At 67.5% G+C, this 14,514-nt stretch carries 15 protein-coding genes; 7 read left to right on the forward strand and 8 right to left on the reverse strand.

The annotated features are described in order from the left end of the window. Nucleotides 1–101: 101 nt before the first annotated feature. Genes mnmE through AZOLI_RS13225 form a run of 3 tightly spaced genes read right to left on the reverse strand, consistent with a single transcriptional unit; the run spans nt 102 to nt 2,063 of the window. Nucleotides 102–1,430 (reverse strand): tRNA uridine-5-carboxymethylaminomethyl(34) synthesis GTPase MnmE, encoded by a 1,329-nt coding sequence (gene mnmE, locus AZOLI_RS13215; protein WP_014249165.1) that lies wholly within the window; start codon nt 1,428–1,430, stop codon nt 102–104. A 10-nt stretch (nt 1,431–1,440) separates the two neighbouring features. After that, nucleotides 1,441–1,815 carry a (2Fe-2S) ferredoxin domain-containing protein gene (locus tag AZOLI_RS13220; RefSeq protein WP_044550181.1) on the reverse strand — a complete coding sequence of 125 codons (375 nt, stop codon included), beginning with the start codon at nt 1,813–1,815 and terminating at the stop codon, nt 1,441–1,443. After that, nucleotides 1,812–2,063 carry a DUF6489 family protein gene (locus AZOLI_RS13225; protein ID WP_014249167.1) on the reverse strand — a complete coding sequence of 84 codons (252 nt, stop codon included), beginning with the start codon at nt 2,061–2,063 and terminating at the stop codon, nt 1,812–1,814. The genes AZOLI_RS13220 and AZOLI_RS13225 overlap by 4 nt, the downstream gene beginning before the upstream one ends. Before the next feature lie 184 nt (nt 2,064–2,247). Between AZOLI_RS13225 and AZOLI_RS13230 the strand changes: the two genes are divergently transcribed. The 3 genes from AZOLI_RS13230 to AZOLI_RS13240 are packed head-to-tail and all read left to right on the forward strand — an operon-like array spanning nt 2,248 to nt 5,851. Beyond that, nucleotides 2,248–4,299 (forward strand): thioredoxin domain-containing protein, encoded by a 2,052-nt coding sequence (locus AZOLI_RS13230; RefSeq protein ID WP_014249168.1) that lies wholly within the window; start codon nt 2,248–2,250, stop codon nt 4,297–4,299. Between the two features lie 18 nt (nt 4,300–4,317). Next, nucleotides 4,318–4,830, forward strand: a complete 513-nt coding sequence (locus AZOLI_RS13235; RefSeq protein WP_014249169.1) for a methylated-DNA--[protein]-cysteine S-methyltransferase — start codon at nt 4,318–4,320, stop codon at nt 4,828–4,830. A 46-nt stretch (nt 4,831–4,876) separates the two neighbouring features. Continuing rightward, nucleotides 4,877–5,851 carry a quinone oxidoreductase family protein gene (locus AZOLI_RS13240; RefSeq protein ID WP_014249170.1) on the forward strand — a complete coding sequence of 325 codons (975 nt, stop codon included), beginning with the start codon at nt 4,877–4,879 and terminating at the stop codon, nt 5,849–5,851. A gap of 131 nt (nt 5,852–5,982) precedes the next feature. Here the strand turns inward: AZOLI_RS13240 and dnaQ are convergent, their stop codons facing one another. From dnaQ to AZOLI_RS13265, 5 genes are read right to left on the reverse strand one after another with little or no spacing between them, the layout of a single operon-like run. After that, the gene (dnaQ, locus tag AZOLI_RS13245) at nt 5,983–6,666 is read right to left on the reverse strand and encodes a DNA polymerase III subunit epsilon (RefSeq protein WP_014249171.1); all 684 of its coding nucleotides are present in this window, start codon (nt 6,664–6,666) and stop codon (nt 5,983–5,985) included. Beyond that, complete coding sequence (gene coaE / locus AZOLI_RS13250; RefSeq protein ID WP_014249172.1) at nt 6,659–7,303, reverse strand: dephospho-CoA kinase; 645 nt, start codon at nt 7,301–7,303, stop codon at nt 6,659–6,661. The genes dnaQ and coaE overlap by 8 nt, the downstream gene beginning before the upstream one ends. Before the next feature lie 9 nt (nt 7,304–7,312). Continuing rightward, complete coding sequence (locus AZOLI_RS13255) at nt 7,313–8,209, reverse strand: shikimate dehydrogenase (protein WP_014249173.1); 897 nt, start codon at nt 8,207–8,209, stop codon at nt 7,313–7,315. After that, complete coding sequence (locus AZOLI_RS13260) at nt 8,206–8,757, reverse strand: Maf family protein (protein WP_429725901.1); 552 nt, start codon at nt 8,755–8,757, stop codon at nt 8,206–8,208. Before AZOLI_RS13260 ends, AZOLI_RS13255 begins: the two co-directional genes overlap by 4 nt. Nucleotides 8,758–8,804: 47 nt before the next feature. Then, nucleotides 8,805–9,644, reverse strand: coding sequence for a pyruvate, water dikinase regulatory protein (locus AZOLI_RS13265; protein WP_014249175.1), 840 nt, complete (start codon nt 9,642–9,644; stop codon nt 8,805–8,807). Between the two features lie 502 nt (nt 9,645–10,146). Here AZOLI_RS13265 and hemE point away from each other — a divergent pair. From hemE to rho, 4 genes are all read left to right on the forward strand, one after another. After that, on the forward strand, nt 10,147–11,172 hold the full coding sequence (gene hemE, locus AZOLI_RS13270) for a uroporphyrinogen decarboxylase (RefSeq protein WP_044550950.1): 1,026 nt from the start codon (nt 10,147–10,149) through the stop codon (nt 11,170–11,172). Nucleotides 11,173–11,263: 91 nt separating this feature from the next. After that, a complete protein-coding gene (gene hemH / locus AZOLI_RS13275) occupies nt 11,264–12,379 on the forward strand; it encodes a ferrochelatase (protein WP_014249177.1) in 1,116 nt (371 codons plus the stop codon). A 42-nt stretch (nt 12,380–12,421) separates the two neighbouring features. After that, nucleotides 12,422–12,850 (forward strand): protoporphyrinogen oxidase HemJ, encoded by a 429-nt coding sequence (hemJ, locus tag AZOLI_RS13280; RefSeq protein ID WP_014249178.1) that lies wholly within the window; start codon nt 12,422–12,424, stop codon nt 12,848–12,850. A 380-nt stretch (nt 12,851–13,230) separates the two neighbouring features. Then, nucleotides 13,231–14,487, forward strand: a complete 1,257-nt coding sequence (gene rho, locus AZOLI_RS13285; protein ID WP_014249179.1) for a transcription termination factor Rho — start codon at nt 13,231–13,233, stop codon at nt 14,485–14,487. Nucleotides 14,488–14,514: the final 27 nt, after the last annotated feature.

The following is a 14,514-nucleotide window of genomic DNA, read 5'->3' on the forward strand; positions in this document are numbered from 1 at the left end:
TCCAAGAGGCGGGGCAGGGATATCGTGGGGTGGGGGAGTTACGGAAAGGTTGGGGGCAATCGCCTCAACACCCCACCCGCTGTTTCACGTGAAACACGCCCTCACTTCCCGATGCAGAAGTCCCGGAAGATCACGTCCAGCAGATCCTCCACATCCACCCGTCCGGTGATGCGCCCAAGCGCCCGGCTGGCGAGACGCACATCCTCCGCTGCCAGTTCGGGAAGTGGCGCATCCAATGCCCGCAGCAGCGACTCACGACACTCGGTCAGCGCCGCACGGTGACGGGCGCGGGTCAGGGAGGGCGCGCTGCCGATCGCAAGGCGGTCGGCGCTGAACTCCGTCAGCTTCTCCTCCAGAGCCTTCAGCCCAGCCCCGGTCCGGGCAGAGACCAGGATCGGGGACAGATCCGGCCGCAGGTCGGTGGCGGTCGCAAGGTCGGTCTTGTTGAACACCACCACCGTGTCGCGGTCGATCAGGTCCAGCGTCGCCGGATCCAGGTCGGGCAGGGTCGTTGCGTCGAACACCGCCACCTTCACGTCGGCCCGCGCCGCCCGGTCGCGGGCGCGGCGGATGCCTTCCTCCTCCACCTCGTCGGCGGCCGCCTCGCGCAGGCCGGCGGTATCGGCCAGCACGACCGGATAGCCGCCAAGATCGAGATGCACCTCGATGATGTCGCGGGTGGTTCCGGCGCGGGCAGAGACGATGGCGGCGTCACGCCGGGCGAGCGCGTTCAACAGGCTCGACTTGCCGGCATTCGGCGCACCGACGATGGCGATGTGCAGCCCCTCGCGCAGACGCTCACCGCGGCCGCCGTCGTCGAGATGGGCGGCAATCTCCCCGGCCAGACCGGCGATCACCGGTCGGACGGCGTCGGCGACACCGCCGGGCAGGTCATCTTCGGCGAAGTCGATGTCGGCTTCGATGTGGGCCAGCGCGCGGGTCAGCCGCTCCCGCCAGCCATCATAGAGCCGGCCGAGCGCACCCCCCATCTGCCGCAGAGCCTGACGGCGCTGGGCGTTGGTCTCGGCATCGATCAGGTCGGCGACCGCTTCGGCCTCCGTCAGGTCGAGCTTGCCGTTCTCGAAAGCGCGGCGGGTGAACTCGCCGGGTTCGGCCAGCCGCAAGCCCGGCAGGGTGGCAAGCGCCTCGATCACGCCGCTGACGACGGCACGGCCGCCATGCAGGTGCAGCTCCACCACATCCTCGCCGGTGAAGCTGGCGGGGGCGGTGAAGCGCAGAACCAGCGCATCGTCCAGCGCGTCGCCGCTCCGCGGATCGCGCAACTTGGTCAGCACGGCACGGCGTGGTGCAGGCAGGGGACGGCCGGTCAAGGCGGCGAGGGCGGATCCCGCCTCCGGTCCCGAAATGCGAACCACCGCCACACCGGATCGGCCGGGGGCAGTGGCGAGCGCGTAGATGGTGGTGAACATCGCTGTCAGATCAGCCACGCTGCTCGGGCCGCAGCTCCCGCTGCTCCGTCGTCAGCAGCAGCCGCTCGACGCGGCGACCTTCGACCAGATGGGTCTGCAGGATTTCGTCCACGTCGCCGGTGCTGCGATAGGTGTACCAGACGCCTTCGGGATAGATCACCAGCGTCGGGCCCAGTTCGCAGCGGTCGAGACAGCCGGCTGAGTTGATCCGCACCTTGCCGTCGAAGCCGAGTTCGCGGGCGCGGGCCTTCATATAGTCGCGCAGCTTCTCCGACCCGTGGGCGGCGCAGGATCCGCGCTTGTGCCCATCGGGACGGCGGTTGGTGCAGCAAAATACGTGGGCTTCGAAATACGGCTTTTGCGCTTCAATAGTTTGGTCGGTCACTTTCTTCCTTCCTGCCCCAGGGCAGACGCCATCTGGGACCAAAACATCTTCTGCATCTGCTCCATGCCCTGGATACCGGCGGGAAGCCAGGTTTTCAGCATGGTCTCCGGGTCCATGGCCTGGAGGTTCGCACGCATCCGCTCCTGGATCTCGTGCATCATGGCATCCTGCATCGGCTTCACGTCGGGCAGGCCCAGGAAGTGCCGGGCTTCATCCGGGGTGCAGTCGATATCGACGGTGATTTTCATGTGACCCCCTCCAGAACCCGGGACCTGGCGCCAAAGGAGGCACCGGTCCAGGCATTGGCCGTGTTGATTTTGGGGTTGAGCGCCGCGGCGGCTCATGCCCCACTATACAGATAGGATGCACTGGCGCAACGCCACCCCGGCGCCACCTATTGAGTCTCGACACACCAACAGATCGGACACCGCCATGCCCGCCACTCCGTTGGGCGCGAACCTGCTAGGCCGGGAGACGAGCCCCTATCTGCTGCAGCACAAGGACAACCCGGTGCATTGGATGCCCTGGGGACATGATGCCTTCGCCCGTGCCAAGGCGGAGAACAAGCCCGTGCTGCTGTCGGTCGGCTATGCCGCCTGCCACTGGTGCCACGTGATGGCGCACGAAAGCTTCGAGAATCCGGAGATCGCCGGGCTGATGAACGAGCTGTTCGTCAACATCAAGGTGGACCGGGAGGAGCGGCCGGACCTCGACACCATCTATCAGTCGGCACTTGCGCTGCTGGGGCAGCAGGGCGGCTGGCCCCTGACCATGTTCCTGACCCCGGATGCGGAGCCCTTCTGGGGCGGCACCTATTTCCCACCGGCTCCGCGCTATGGCCGCGCCGGCTTCCCCGACGTGCTGCGCGGCATCGCCGGCACCTATGCCAATGAGCAGGACAAGGTCGGCAAGAATGTCGATGCGCTGAAATCGGCGCTCTCCGGTATGGGAGAGAACCGGTCGGCCGGCGCCGTCGATGCCGGGGTACTGGATCAGGTGGCGCAACGGCTGCTGCGGGAGGTCGATCCCATCCATGGCGGCATCGGCACGGCGCCGAAGTTCCCGCAGGTGCCGCTGTTCGAACTGCTGTGGCGGGCCTGGCAGCGCACCGGCCGCGAGCCCTTCCGCGAGGCGGTGACCCACACGCTGGCCAACATGGCGCAGGGCGGCATCTACGATCATCTCGGCGGCGGCTTCGCCCGCTATTCGGTCGATGAACGCTGGCTGGTCCCGCATTTCGAGAAGATGCTCTACGACAACGCGGAGCTGCTCGACCTGATGACGCTGGTCTGGCAGGAGACGCGCGACCCGCTGCTGGAGACCCGCATCCGCGAGACGGTCGGCTGGCTGCTGCGCGAGATGATCGCCGACGGTGGCGGCTTCGCCGCGACGCTGGACGCCGACAGCGAAGGCGAAGAGGGACTCTTCTACATATGGAACGAGGAGGAGGTCGACCGGCTGCTGACCCCCGCCCTGGGCGCCGACGGGCTGGCGACGTTTAAGCACGTTTACGAGGTGCTGCCCCAGGGCAATTGGGAAGGCGTCACCATCCTGAACCGGCTGGGCGGCCTCTCGCTGGCCGACGACGCCACCGAGGCGACGCTCGCCAAGGGTCGGGAGATTCTGCTGCGGGCACGGGCCAAGCGGGTTCGGCCGGGATGGGACGACAAGGTGCTGGCCGACTGGAACGGCCTGATGATCGCGGCACTGACCCACGCCGCCCTGGCGCTGGACGAGCCGGAGTGGCTGGACGCCGCCGGCCGCGCCTTCGCCTTCGTCCGCGACCGGATGGATAAGAACGGGCGGCTCTGCCACAGCTGGCGGCACGGGCAGGGCAAGCACACGGGCATGCTGGACGACTATGCCCACATGGCGCGCGCCGCCCTGGCGCTGCATGAGGCGACCGGGGATCCGGCGGCGCTCGATCAGGCCAAGCTTTGGGTGGCGACGCTCGACGCCCATTTCTGGGACGGCGCCAACGGTGGCTATTTCTTCACCGCCGACGATGCGGAAGGGCTGATCGTCCGCACCAAGACCGCCTTTGACAACGCCACCCCCAGCGGCAACGGCACCATGCTGGCGGTGCTGGCCACCCTGTTCCAGCGCACCGGCGAGGATGCCTATCGCGAGCGGGCGGACGCGCTCGCCGCCGCCTTCTCCGGCGAGTTGACCCGCAACTTCTTCCCCCTGACCACCTTCCTGAACTCCGTGGAGCTGATGACGGCGCCGCTGCAGATCGTCGTCGTCGGCCCACCCAAGGCGGCGGAGACGGAGGCGTTGCGCCGCACCGTGCTCGACCATTCGCTGCCCAACCGTATCCTGACCGTGCTCGCACCGGGGGCGGATCTGCCCGCCAATCATCCGGCACAGGGGAAGGGAATGCGTGACGGGGCGGCCACCGCCTATGTCTGCCGCGGCATGACCTGTTCGGCTCCGGTGACGGCGCCGGCGGATCTGGCCGCTCTTCTGTCAACGAAGACCTGAACTTTGCGGGAGGAAACCATGGCGCGTCTTTCCATCGACAGCCCGCTCGGCCCCCTGATGCTGACCGGGGACGGATCCGCTCTGACCTCGGTCGGCTGGGGTCGTTTCGACCATGACGAACCCGATGCGGTGCTGATCGAGACGGCGCGCCAGTTGGAGGCTTATTTCGCCGGCCGGCTCCATCGTTTCGACCTGCCGCTGAAACCGGCCGGCACCCCGTTCCGGCAGAGCGTTTGGGACGCGATGCTGGCAATCCCCTATGGCGGCACCGCGACCTATGGCGGAATGGCGAAGCTGCTGAGCAGCGCGCCGCGCGCGGTCGGCGGGGCCTGCGGGGCCAACCCGATCCCGATCATCATTCCCTGCCACCGGGTGCTGGCCAGCGGCGGAGCGCCCGGCGGCTATTCCGGCCATGGCGGGCTCGACACCAAGGCGTGGCTGCTGGCGCTGGAACGCCGGCATGCCGGCCCAGCGAATTCCAGCAGGGGGCAGGGCAACGGCGCGGCGGCGGAGCAGTTCGCGCTGCTGTAAGGCTCACGCCAAATCAACGATCAACGTTAAGGGATACCAAACCACCATGGTTCACGCGATCCGCATCCACGAACACGGCGGGCCGGAGGTTCTGCGCTGGGACGAGATCGAGGTGGGAGAGCCCGGCTCCGGTCAGGTGCGAATCCGCCAGACCGCGGTCGGGCTGAACTACATCGACACCTATCACCGCTCCGGCGCCTACAAGCTGCCGGATCTGCCGGCGGTGATCGGCATGGCCGGTACCGGCGTGGTCGAGGCGCTGGGTCCGGACGTCACCACGCTGAAGGTCGGCGACCGCGTCGGCTACGCCATGTCCATCGGCGCCTATGCCGAGAGCCGCCTGATCGCCGCCGACCGGCTGGTGCCGCTGCCGAGCTGGCTCGACGAGCAAGCGACCGCCGCCACGCTGCTGCAGGGGTTGACCGCACAGTATCTGCTGCGCAGCACCCATGTGGTGCAGCCCGGCGACACCATCCTGGTGCAGGCCGCAGCCGGCGGGGTGGGACTGCTGCTGTGTTCCTGGGCGCGGCATCTCGGCGCCACGGTGATCGGCACGGTCGGATCGGCGGAGAAGGCCGAGTTGGCGAAGGCCCATGGCTGCCACCACACCATCGACTATACCCGCGAGAACTTCGTCACCCGGGTGAAGGACCTGACGGACGGGCAGGGCGTGCCGGTCGTCTATGACGGCGTCGGCAAGACGACCTTCCTGGACGGGTTGGACTGCCTTCGGCCGCGCGGCCTGATGGTGCTGTTCGGTGCCGCATCCGGCGCGCCGGCACCGCTGGATCTGGGGCTGCTGGCGGCGAAGGGGTCGCTGTATGTGACCCGGCCGACGCTGGCGACCTACACCGCCAAGCGGGAGGATTTGATGGCGTCTGCCGCGGATCTGTTCGACGCGGTGAAGAATGGCGGGGTGACGTTCACGGTGAACCAGCGCTTTGCGCTGAAGGACACCGCGGAGGCGCATCGGGCGCTCGAGGCGCGGGCGACGACGGGGTCGACGGTGCTGGTGCCGTAAGGTTTCGGCCGGCGATTGCCCCCACCCCAACCCTCCCCCTCTTCGAGGGAGAGGGTGCCTTATGCGAGGCGGCGGCAGTCCCCTCTCCCGCGCCAGCGGGGGAGGGTTAGGGAGGGGGTCGCGGACGTGCGCTACTCCACCGCCCAAAGCGGGTTCTTCATCTTCTTCAGCATCTCCGCATGCGCTGCGGCCTCCTCCTCGCTGACGGCGAAGACGCGGGCTTCGCGGAAGGGGCGGTCGATGCGGACCGGGCCGGCGGATCCGCCCTTCGATGCCGGACCGCCGGCGAAGGACAGGCCGGTCTGCCGCCCGCCCAGCAGCTCCAGATAAACCTCGGCCAGCAGCTGGGCGTCGAGCAACGCGCCGTGCAGAGTGCGGTTGGAGTTGTCGACGCCGAAACGCTTGCACAGCGCATCCAGCGTGGCGGGCGAGCCGGGGAACTTCTGTCGGGCCATCAGCAGCGTGTCGATGGCCCGATCCTTCGGCATCACCGGGTAGCCGGCAATCTTCAGCTCCCAGTTCAGGAAGTGCATGTCGAAGGCGGCGTTGTGGATCACCAGCGGGGAATCGCCGATGAAGGCGACGAAGTCGGCGGCGACGTCGTTGAACAGCGGCTTGTCGGCCAGAAATTCCGTGCTCAGCCCATGGACGGCGAAGGCCTCCGGCGGCATGTCGCGTTCGGGGTTGAGGTAGACGTGGAAGCGTTCACCGGTGGCGAGGTGGTTGACCAGCTCGATGCAGCCGATCTCGACCAGCCGGTGACCCTCCTCCGGCTTGAAGCCCGTGGTTTCGGTGTCGAGAACGATTTCACGCATGATGGATTTGCCCTGGTTGATAGCCGCGCGGCGGCCAATGTCTGCCCGGCCGCCGCATCACGTTCCGCACAATGCCCTGAAGTGCCCGCCGCGTCACCAGCCGACCGGCGCCGGTCGGTACGACATAGTCGGCACGCCGCCGCTTCTCCGCATCCGGCATCTGGCGGGCGAGGATGCCGGCGAACTTCTCCGCCGTCATTCCCGGCCGGGCCAGCACGCGGGCGCGCTGCACGGCGAAGGGAGCGGAGACCACGACGGTGGCGTCGACCCGCCGCTCGCCATGGGTCTCGAACAGCAGCGGGATGTCCAGCACGGCGATCTTCACACCACGGCGTGCCGCACGGGCGAGGAAGTCGCGCTGCGCCGCCTGGACCATCGGATGCAGGATCGCCTCCAGCCGCTTCAGCGCATCCGGATCACGGAACACCGCGGCGCCAAGCGCCGGCCGGCTGACCGCCCCGTCGATCACCACGCCGGGGAAGGCGGCATCGATGACCGGCACCGCCCGGCCGCCGCGGCCGAGCAGCCCATGCACCACCGCATCGGAATCGCAGACCGGGGCGCCCATCGCCTGCAGCATGCGGGCGGCGGTGCTCTTGCCCATGCCGATGGAACCGGTCAGGCCCAGCACGATCATGGCCGTGCCTCAGTCTTCCGAAACGGACGGGGCCAGAACGAAGCGGGTCAGTTCCGCCGTCACCTGCGGCTCGACGCCGAACCAAGCCTTGAAGCCGGGACGCGCCTGGTGCAGCAGCATGCCGATGCCGCCCGCCACCGGATTGCCGCGCGTCCTGGCCTCGGCCAGCAGCGGGGTTTCCAGCGGCACATAGACGATGTCGTTGACGACCGCCGCGAGGGGCAGGGCACGCAGGGACAGGTCCAGCGCCGGCTGGCCCGCCATGCCCTGGGTGGTGGTGTTGACCAGCAGCGCGGCACCGTCGAGCGCCGTTTCACGTGAAACCCAATCGACCACCGTCACGCCGCCGTTCAGCCCGACCGCGGCCAGATCCGCCGCCAGCTCTTCGGCACGGGCACGGGTGCGGTTGACCAGACGGACCTCCGGCGCACCGGCGTCGAGCAGGGCGACCACCACGGCACGGGCAGCACCGCCGGCGCCGATCACCACGGCCGGACCGCTCTCGGCCGTCCAGCCAGGCTGTTCGGCGCGCAAATTCTCGATGAAGCCGAAGCCGTCGGTGTTGCCACCCTCCAGCGCGCCGTCCTCTGCCACCACGATGGTGTTGACAGCACCCATGCGCCGCGCGGTCTCATCAAGCCGGTCGACGGTGCGATAGGCGATCTCCTTCAGCGGGACGGTGACGTTGCAGCCGCGAAAGCCCAGCGCGGGCAGGGCACGGATGGCCTGCTCGGCGCGCTCCGGCGCCACCGCCAGAGGGACATAGGCGCCGTCGATCCCATACTGCCGCAGCCAGAATCCGTGAAGCCGGGGAGACCGCGAATGGCCGATCGGCCAGCCCATGACGCCGGCGATCTTCGCCTTGCCGCTGATAGCCCCACCGCTGTTTGAAGGAACCGCCGTCATTCCTTGCCAACCCCATGCACGCGCAGAAACCCGAGCAGCGGCAGCAGCGGCAGCCCGAGGATGGTGAAGAAATCGCCTTCGACCCGCTGGAACAGCTGCGCTCCCAACCCTTCCAGCTGATAGGCACCGACCGAGTGCAGCACCTCGTCGCCGACGCGGTCGAGATAATCGTCGAGGAAGGATTCGGAAAAGTTGCGCATGGTCAGCCGGGCGCTGTCGACCTTGTGCCACATCCGCTCGCCGTCACGCACCACCACGGCACAGCTGACCAACCGATGGGTCTTGCCACGCAGGTCGAGCAGCTGCGCACGCGCCGCCGCCCGGTCGGCCGGCTTGTCGAACCAGCGCCCCTCGCATTCCAGCATCTGGTCGGCGCCGACCACCAGCGCGCCGGGATGGCGGCGGGTGATGCGCTGGGCCTTCAGTTCGGCCAGGGCCTCGGCGACCGCATCGGCCGGCACGCCTTCCGCCCGGCCGGCGGCCTTAACCTCGTCCTCGTCGACCAGCGGCTTGTCGAGGATGGCGCTGACGCCGGCCTGCTCCAGCATCGCCGCCCGCGTGCGCGAGCCGGACGCCAGCACCAGAACGGGCGCGCTCACGTCTTCTTTCCTTCGGGGCTGAAGTTGGCGCTTTGGCGCCGGGCCAGCAGCATCATGATCTCGGCCGCCGTCTCCTCGATGGACCGGCGGGAGACGTCGATCACCGGCCAGCCGCGCCGGCTGAACAGGCGCCGCGCTTCCTGCACCTCGGAGCGCACCACTTCGGGATCGGCGTAGCTGGAGCCTTCGCCCTGGTTGAGCAGCTTCAGCCGGTTGCGGCGGATCTGCACCAGCCGGTCGGGGTCCTTGGTCAGCCCGACGATCAGCGGCCGGGTCAGGAGATCGACCTCGGCGGGCAGCGGACTGCCGGGCACCAGCGGGATGTTGGCCGCCTTGATGCCGCGGTTGGCCAGATAGATGCAGGTCGGCGTCTTGGAACTGCGCGACACCCCGATCAGCACCACATCGGCCTCGTGCAGGTCCCAGTTCGACTGGCCGTCGTCGTGCGACAGGGCGAAGTCGACCGCGTCGATCCGGCTGAAATACTCGGCGTCCAGGACATGCTGGCGGCCGGGCTGGCGCTGCGATTCCACCCCCAGGAAGGCGGCGAGCGCGTTGATCAACGGATCGAGCACGGGGATGCAGGGCACCTGCATCTCGCGGCAGAAATCCTGCAGGCGGCGGCGCAGCGTCTCGTCGACCAGCGTGAACATCACCAGCCCGTGATTGTCCCGGATCCCTTCCAGGACAAGGTCGAGCTGGCGGTCTGTCCGCACCAGATTCCAGAAATGCTCGATCGGCCGGACGTCGTCGAACTGGATGACGCAGGCGCGCGCCACGCTGTTGATGGTCTCGCCCGTCGCATCGGACACGAGATGTAGGTGGAACTCTTTCATCCGTCCCCAACATTCTGTGGAGAACCCGGCCCAGATCTGTGGACAACCGGATCCGCCTGCGTTTCATCCCGACCGGGGGACTCCTCCTCCCCGATACGGCCAAGGGGAGAACAACTCCGCCGACCGCTTCGGAAGCTGGGAAGATCCGGCCCCGCCCGCGCTGTTATCCACGGGACTCCCGTTCGTCCAGCTATAGCATTTCCGCCGTTTCCCGCGGTAGTGCTCCGAATCGTCCACAGATCCGCGCACATGTCCGCACAAGCCCCCGGATCTGTGGATAGATTCGCGTGCCTCGGGGATCACCGTTATCCACAGCCATCCACCTCATCCTCTTCCTTTCTCCCTTTAAAAAATATAGTGAAGAAGAGGGGATAAACCCGTCCGAGATTCCGGGACCGATTCCGTGTTGGAATCGCGGAATCGAGATTCGCATTCAGGGGAACGCACCGCCTTGTCCGATTCCAGCTCCGCCGTCCAGAATCCGAAGTCCCCGCTGAAGCCGATGCTCGCCGCCCTGGCGGGAGAGGTGCGGTCGCGTCCGCCCTTCTGGCTGATGCGTCAGGCCGGACGCTACCTGCCGGAGTACCGGGAATTGCGGGCGAAGGCGGGCAGCTTCCTGGACCTCTGCTACAACCCCGACTTCGCGGTCGAGGTCACCCTGCAGCCGCTGCGCCGCTACGGCATGGACGCGGCGATTCTGTTCTCCGACATCCTGGTGGTGCCGCATGCCCTGGGCCAGCCGCTGGCCTATCTGGAAGGGGAGGGGCCGAAGCTGGATCCGGTCCGCAACGTCGAGGACCTGAAGCGCCTGTCGCGCGACCGCTTCCACGAGACGCTGGCGCCGGTCTACGAGACGGTGCGCCGGCTCTCCACCGCGATCCCCGAGGGCACGACGCTGATCGGCTTTGCCGGGGCTCCCTGGACCATCGCCTGCTACATGGTCGAAGGGGCCGGGTCGAAGGAGTATGCCCACGTGAAGCGCTGGGCCTATGGCGACCCGGTGGGATTCGGCCAGCTGATCGATCTGATCGTGGATGTCACCGCCGACTATCTCTGCCGCCAGATTGAGGCGGGGGCGGAAACGGTGCAGCTGTTCGACAGCTGGGCCGGCGTCCTGCCGGTCGGCGAGTTCCGCCGCTGGGTGATCGAGCCGACGCGGCGGATTGTCGCACTGGTGAAGGCCAAGCACCCGAACACGCCGATCATCGGCTTCCCGCGCGGGGCCGGCCACGCCTATGAGGATTACGTCGCCGACGCTGGCGTCGATGCCGTCGGGCTCGACACCACCGTCTCGCCGGTCTGGGCTGCCCGTACGCTGCAGCCCCGCCTGCCGGTGCAGGGAAACCTCGATCCGATCATGCTGGCCACCGGCGGCAAGGCGCTGGAGACGGCGACCCGCGACATCCTGGAGGCGTTGGCAGACCGCCCCTTCGTGTTCAACCTGGGCCATGGCGTGATCCAGTCCACCCCGCCCGATCATGTGGCGGCGCTGACCCGGATCCTGCGGGAGTGGCCGGACCGCGGCTGACCGCTTTTCCGACGGCGGGCTCCAAAGGGTTGAAAAAGCGACGGCAGGGGTCTGGACAGAGGGACGGCGACGCTCCAGTTTAGCGGTCACCATGAGCCAGCACCCCCCCCAGACCTCCGCCCCGCACTCCGTTCCCGGCGGCCGGCCGCGCCGTGTGGCCGTCGTGCTGTTCAACCTCGGCGGTCCCGACGCGCCGGAGTCGGTACGGCCCTTCCTGTTCAACCTGTTCGCGGACCCGGCCATCATCCGGCTGCCGAACCCGTTCCGCTACCTGATCGCCAGCCTGATCAGCGGGCGGCGGGCGAAGCCGGCGGCCGAGATTTACGCCCAGATCGGCGGCAAGTCGCCGCTGTTGGAGAACACGGAGGCCCAGGCCGCGGCACTGGAGGCGGCGCTGGGGGCGGATCCGGGAGCAGATCCGGCAGCCGATGGCGCGGAGACCAAGGTCTTCATCGCCATGCGCTACTGGCATCCGATGAGCGCCGAGACGGCGGCACGGGTGAAGGCCTATGACCCGGATCTGGTGGTGCTTCTGCCGCTCTACCCGCAATTCTCCACCACCACCACGGCCTCCAGTGCCAAGGTCTGGCACGAGACGGCGAAGACCGTCGGGCTGACGGCGCCGACCAGGCTGCTTTGCTGCTACCCGACCCAGGCCGGCTTCATCGACGCGTCGGCCGACCTGATCCGCCCGCTGTACGAGGTCGCCAAGGCCCATGGCACGCCGCGCGTCCTGTTCTCCGCCCACGGGCTGCCGAAGAAGGTGGTGGCCGGTGGCGATCCCTATCAGTGGCAGTGCGAGCGTACGGCCGAATCCATCGCCGCGGCGCTGGGCATCGATCATCTGGATTGGGTGAACTGCTACCAGAGCCGCGTCGGCCCGATGGAGTGGATCGGCCCCAGCACCGACGCCGAGATCCGCCGGGCCGGGCAGGACGGGGTGCCGATCCTGGTCGTGCCGATGGCCTTCGTTTCGGAGCATTCCGAAACGCTGGTGGAGATCGAGATCGAATACCGCCACCTGGCCAAGGAAGCCGGGGTGCCGCACTTCACCCGCGTGCCGACCGTTGGGGTGCATCCCGGCTTCATCGACGGGCTGGCCCGGCTGGTGCGGCAAACGGTCGCGGGCAAGGCGCCGATCTGCGCCCAGAACGGCGACCGGATTTGCCCGTCCAACTTCCCCGGCTGCCCGCAGGCGCGGCGCTGAACCGCAAAGGCCGAACCGCAAAGTAAAGAGGGAACACGCCCGGTGCTGTACGAATGGATCAAGGCGCTGCACGTCATCAGCATCATCGCCTGGATGGCGGGGCTGCTCTACCTGCCGCGCCTGTTCGTCTACCATTGCGAGGTGCCGGCCGGATCCGACACGTCGGAACGCTTCAAGGTGATGGAACGCCGCCTGCTGCGCGCCATCATGAACCCGGCGATGATCTCGGCGTACGTGTTCGGCATCGCCATGATCGTGCTGACGCCGGAATGGATGAAGCAGGGCTGGCTGCACGCCAAGCTGCTGTTCGTCCTGCTGCTGACCGTCAGCCACATGATGATGGCCAAGTGGCGCCGGGAGTTCGCCGAGGACCGCAACACGCGGCCGCAGCGCTTCTACCGCATCGCGAACGAGGTGCCGACCCTGCTGATGATCGGCATCGTCATCTTCGTCATCGTCAAGCCCTTCTGACCGGCGGCACGTGAACCACCGGTCTTCCACACCCCGGAAAAAGCGGAATCCGCGACCGGCGCGGGTTTCGCTTTCGTTTGACTTGCGCCCGCCGATCCGATAACCATGTCAGGACCACGGGGTTTTCGCCCCGCGGCCTCCCACGCCCACATCTGCCGATCCGACGCTCTGTTCTTGAGCCGGGCCTGGTGGCTGGCGATCCGCTCCCGTGCGACCATCTTACCGGACGCCCTGGCGCGCATTCGCCAAAGCGCCACCCGCTGCCCACCCGACGCGACCGCGTTGCGGCTCCCGCCGCCTACAATCGCCGTCGGCCGGAATTCCAGGCACCTCCCATCCCCAAGGCCACTCCCCCGCATGACGATTTCACAGGCAATCCGATGCATCTCCAAGAGCTGAAGTGCAAAAGCCCCGCCGAACTTCTGGCGTTCGCGGAGGAGCTGCAGATCGAGAACGCGAGCACGCTGCGCAAGCAGGACATGATGTTCGCGATCCTGAAGCAGCTGGCCGAGAACGACATTCCGATCTTCGGCGACGGCGTTTTGGAGGTGCTGCAGGACGGGTTCGGTTTCCTGCGCTCGCCGGAGGCCAACTATCTGCCGGGTCCCGACGACATTTACGTCAGTCCCAGCCAGGTGCGCCGCTTCGGCCTGCGCACCGGCGACACGGTGGAAGGGCAGATCCGCTCGCCCAAGGACGGTGAGCGTTATTTCGCCCTGCTGAAGGTCAACACCATCAATTTCGACGCGCCCGACAAGGTCCGTCACCGCATCAACTTCGACAACCTGACGCCGCTCTATCCGGAAGAACGCATCCGGATGGAGGTCGAGGACCCCACCAAGAAGAACCTCACCGGCCGCATCGTCGACCTGGTGGCGCCGCTCGGCAAGGGGCAGCGCGGGCTGATCGTGGCGCCGCCGCGCACCGGCAAGACGGTGATGCTGCAGAACATCGCCCACTCGGTCGCCACCAACCACCCCGAAGCCTATCTGATCGTCCTGCTGATCGACGAGCGTCCGGAAGAAGTGACGGACATGGCCCGCTCGGTCCGCGGCGAGGTCATCAGCTCCACCTTCGACGAGCCGGCCACCCGCCACGTCCAGGTCGCGGAAATGGTGATCGAGAAGGCCAAGCGTCTGGTCGAGCACAAGCGCGACGTGGTCATCCTGCTGGACAGCATCACCCGTCTTGCCCGCGCCTACAACACGGTGGTGCCGAGCTCCGGCAAGGTGCTGACCGGCGGTGTCGACGCCAACGCCCTGCAGCGGCCCAAGCGCTTCTTCGGCGCCGCCCGCAACGTGGAAGAGGGCGGCTCGCTCACCATCATCGCCACCGCGCTGATCGACACCGGCAGCCGCATGGACGAGGTGATCTTCGAAGAGTTCAAGGGCACCGGCAACTCGGAAATCGTGCTGGACCGCAAGCTCTCCGACAAGCGCACCTTCCCGGCCATCGACATCTCCAAGTCGGGCACCCGCAAGGAGGAGCTGCTGGTCGACAAGGGCACCATGTCGAAGATGTGGATCCTGCGCCGCATCCTGATGCCGATGGGCGTGACCGACGCGGTCGACTTCCTGGTCGACAAGCTGAAGCACACCAAGTCGAACAACGAGTTCTTCGAAAGCATGAACCAGTAAGGTGCCATGCCGGATCCGCCCTCTCCT

It is taken from the genome of Azospirillum lipoferum 4B, from assembly GCF_000283655.1.
GTDB lineage: Bacteria > Pseudomonadota > Alphaproteobacteria > Azospirillales > Azospirillaceae > Azospirillum > Azospirillum lipoferum_C.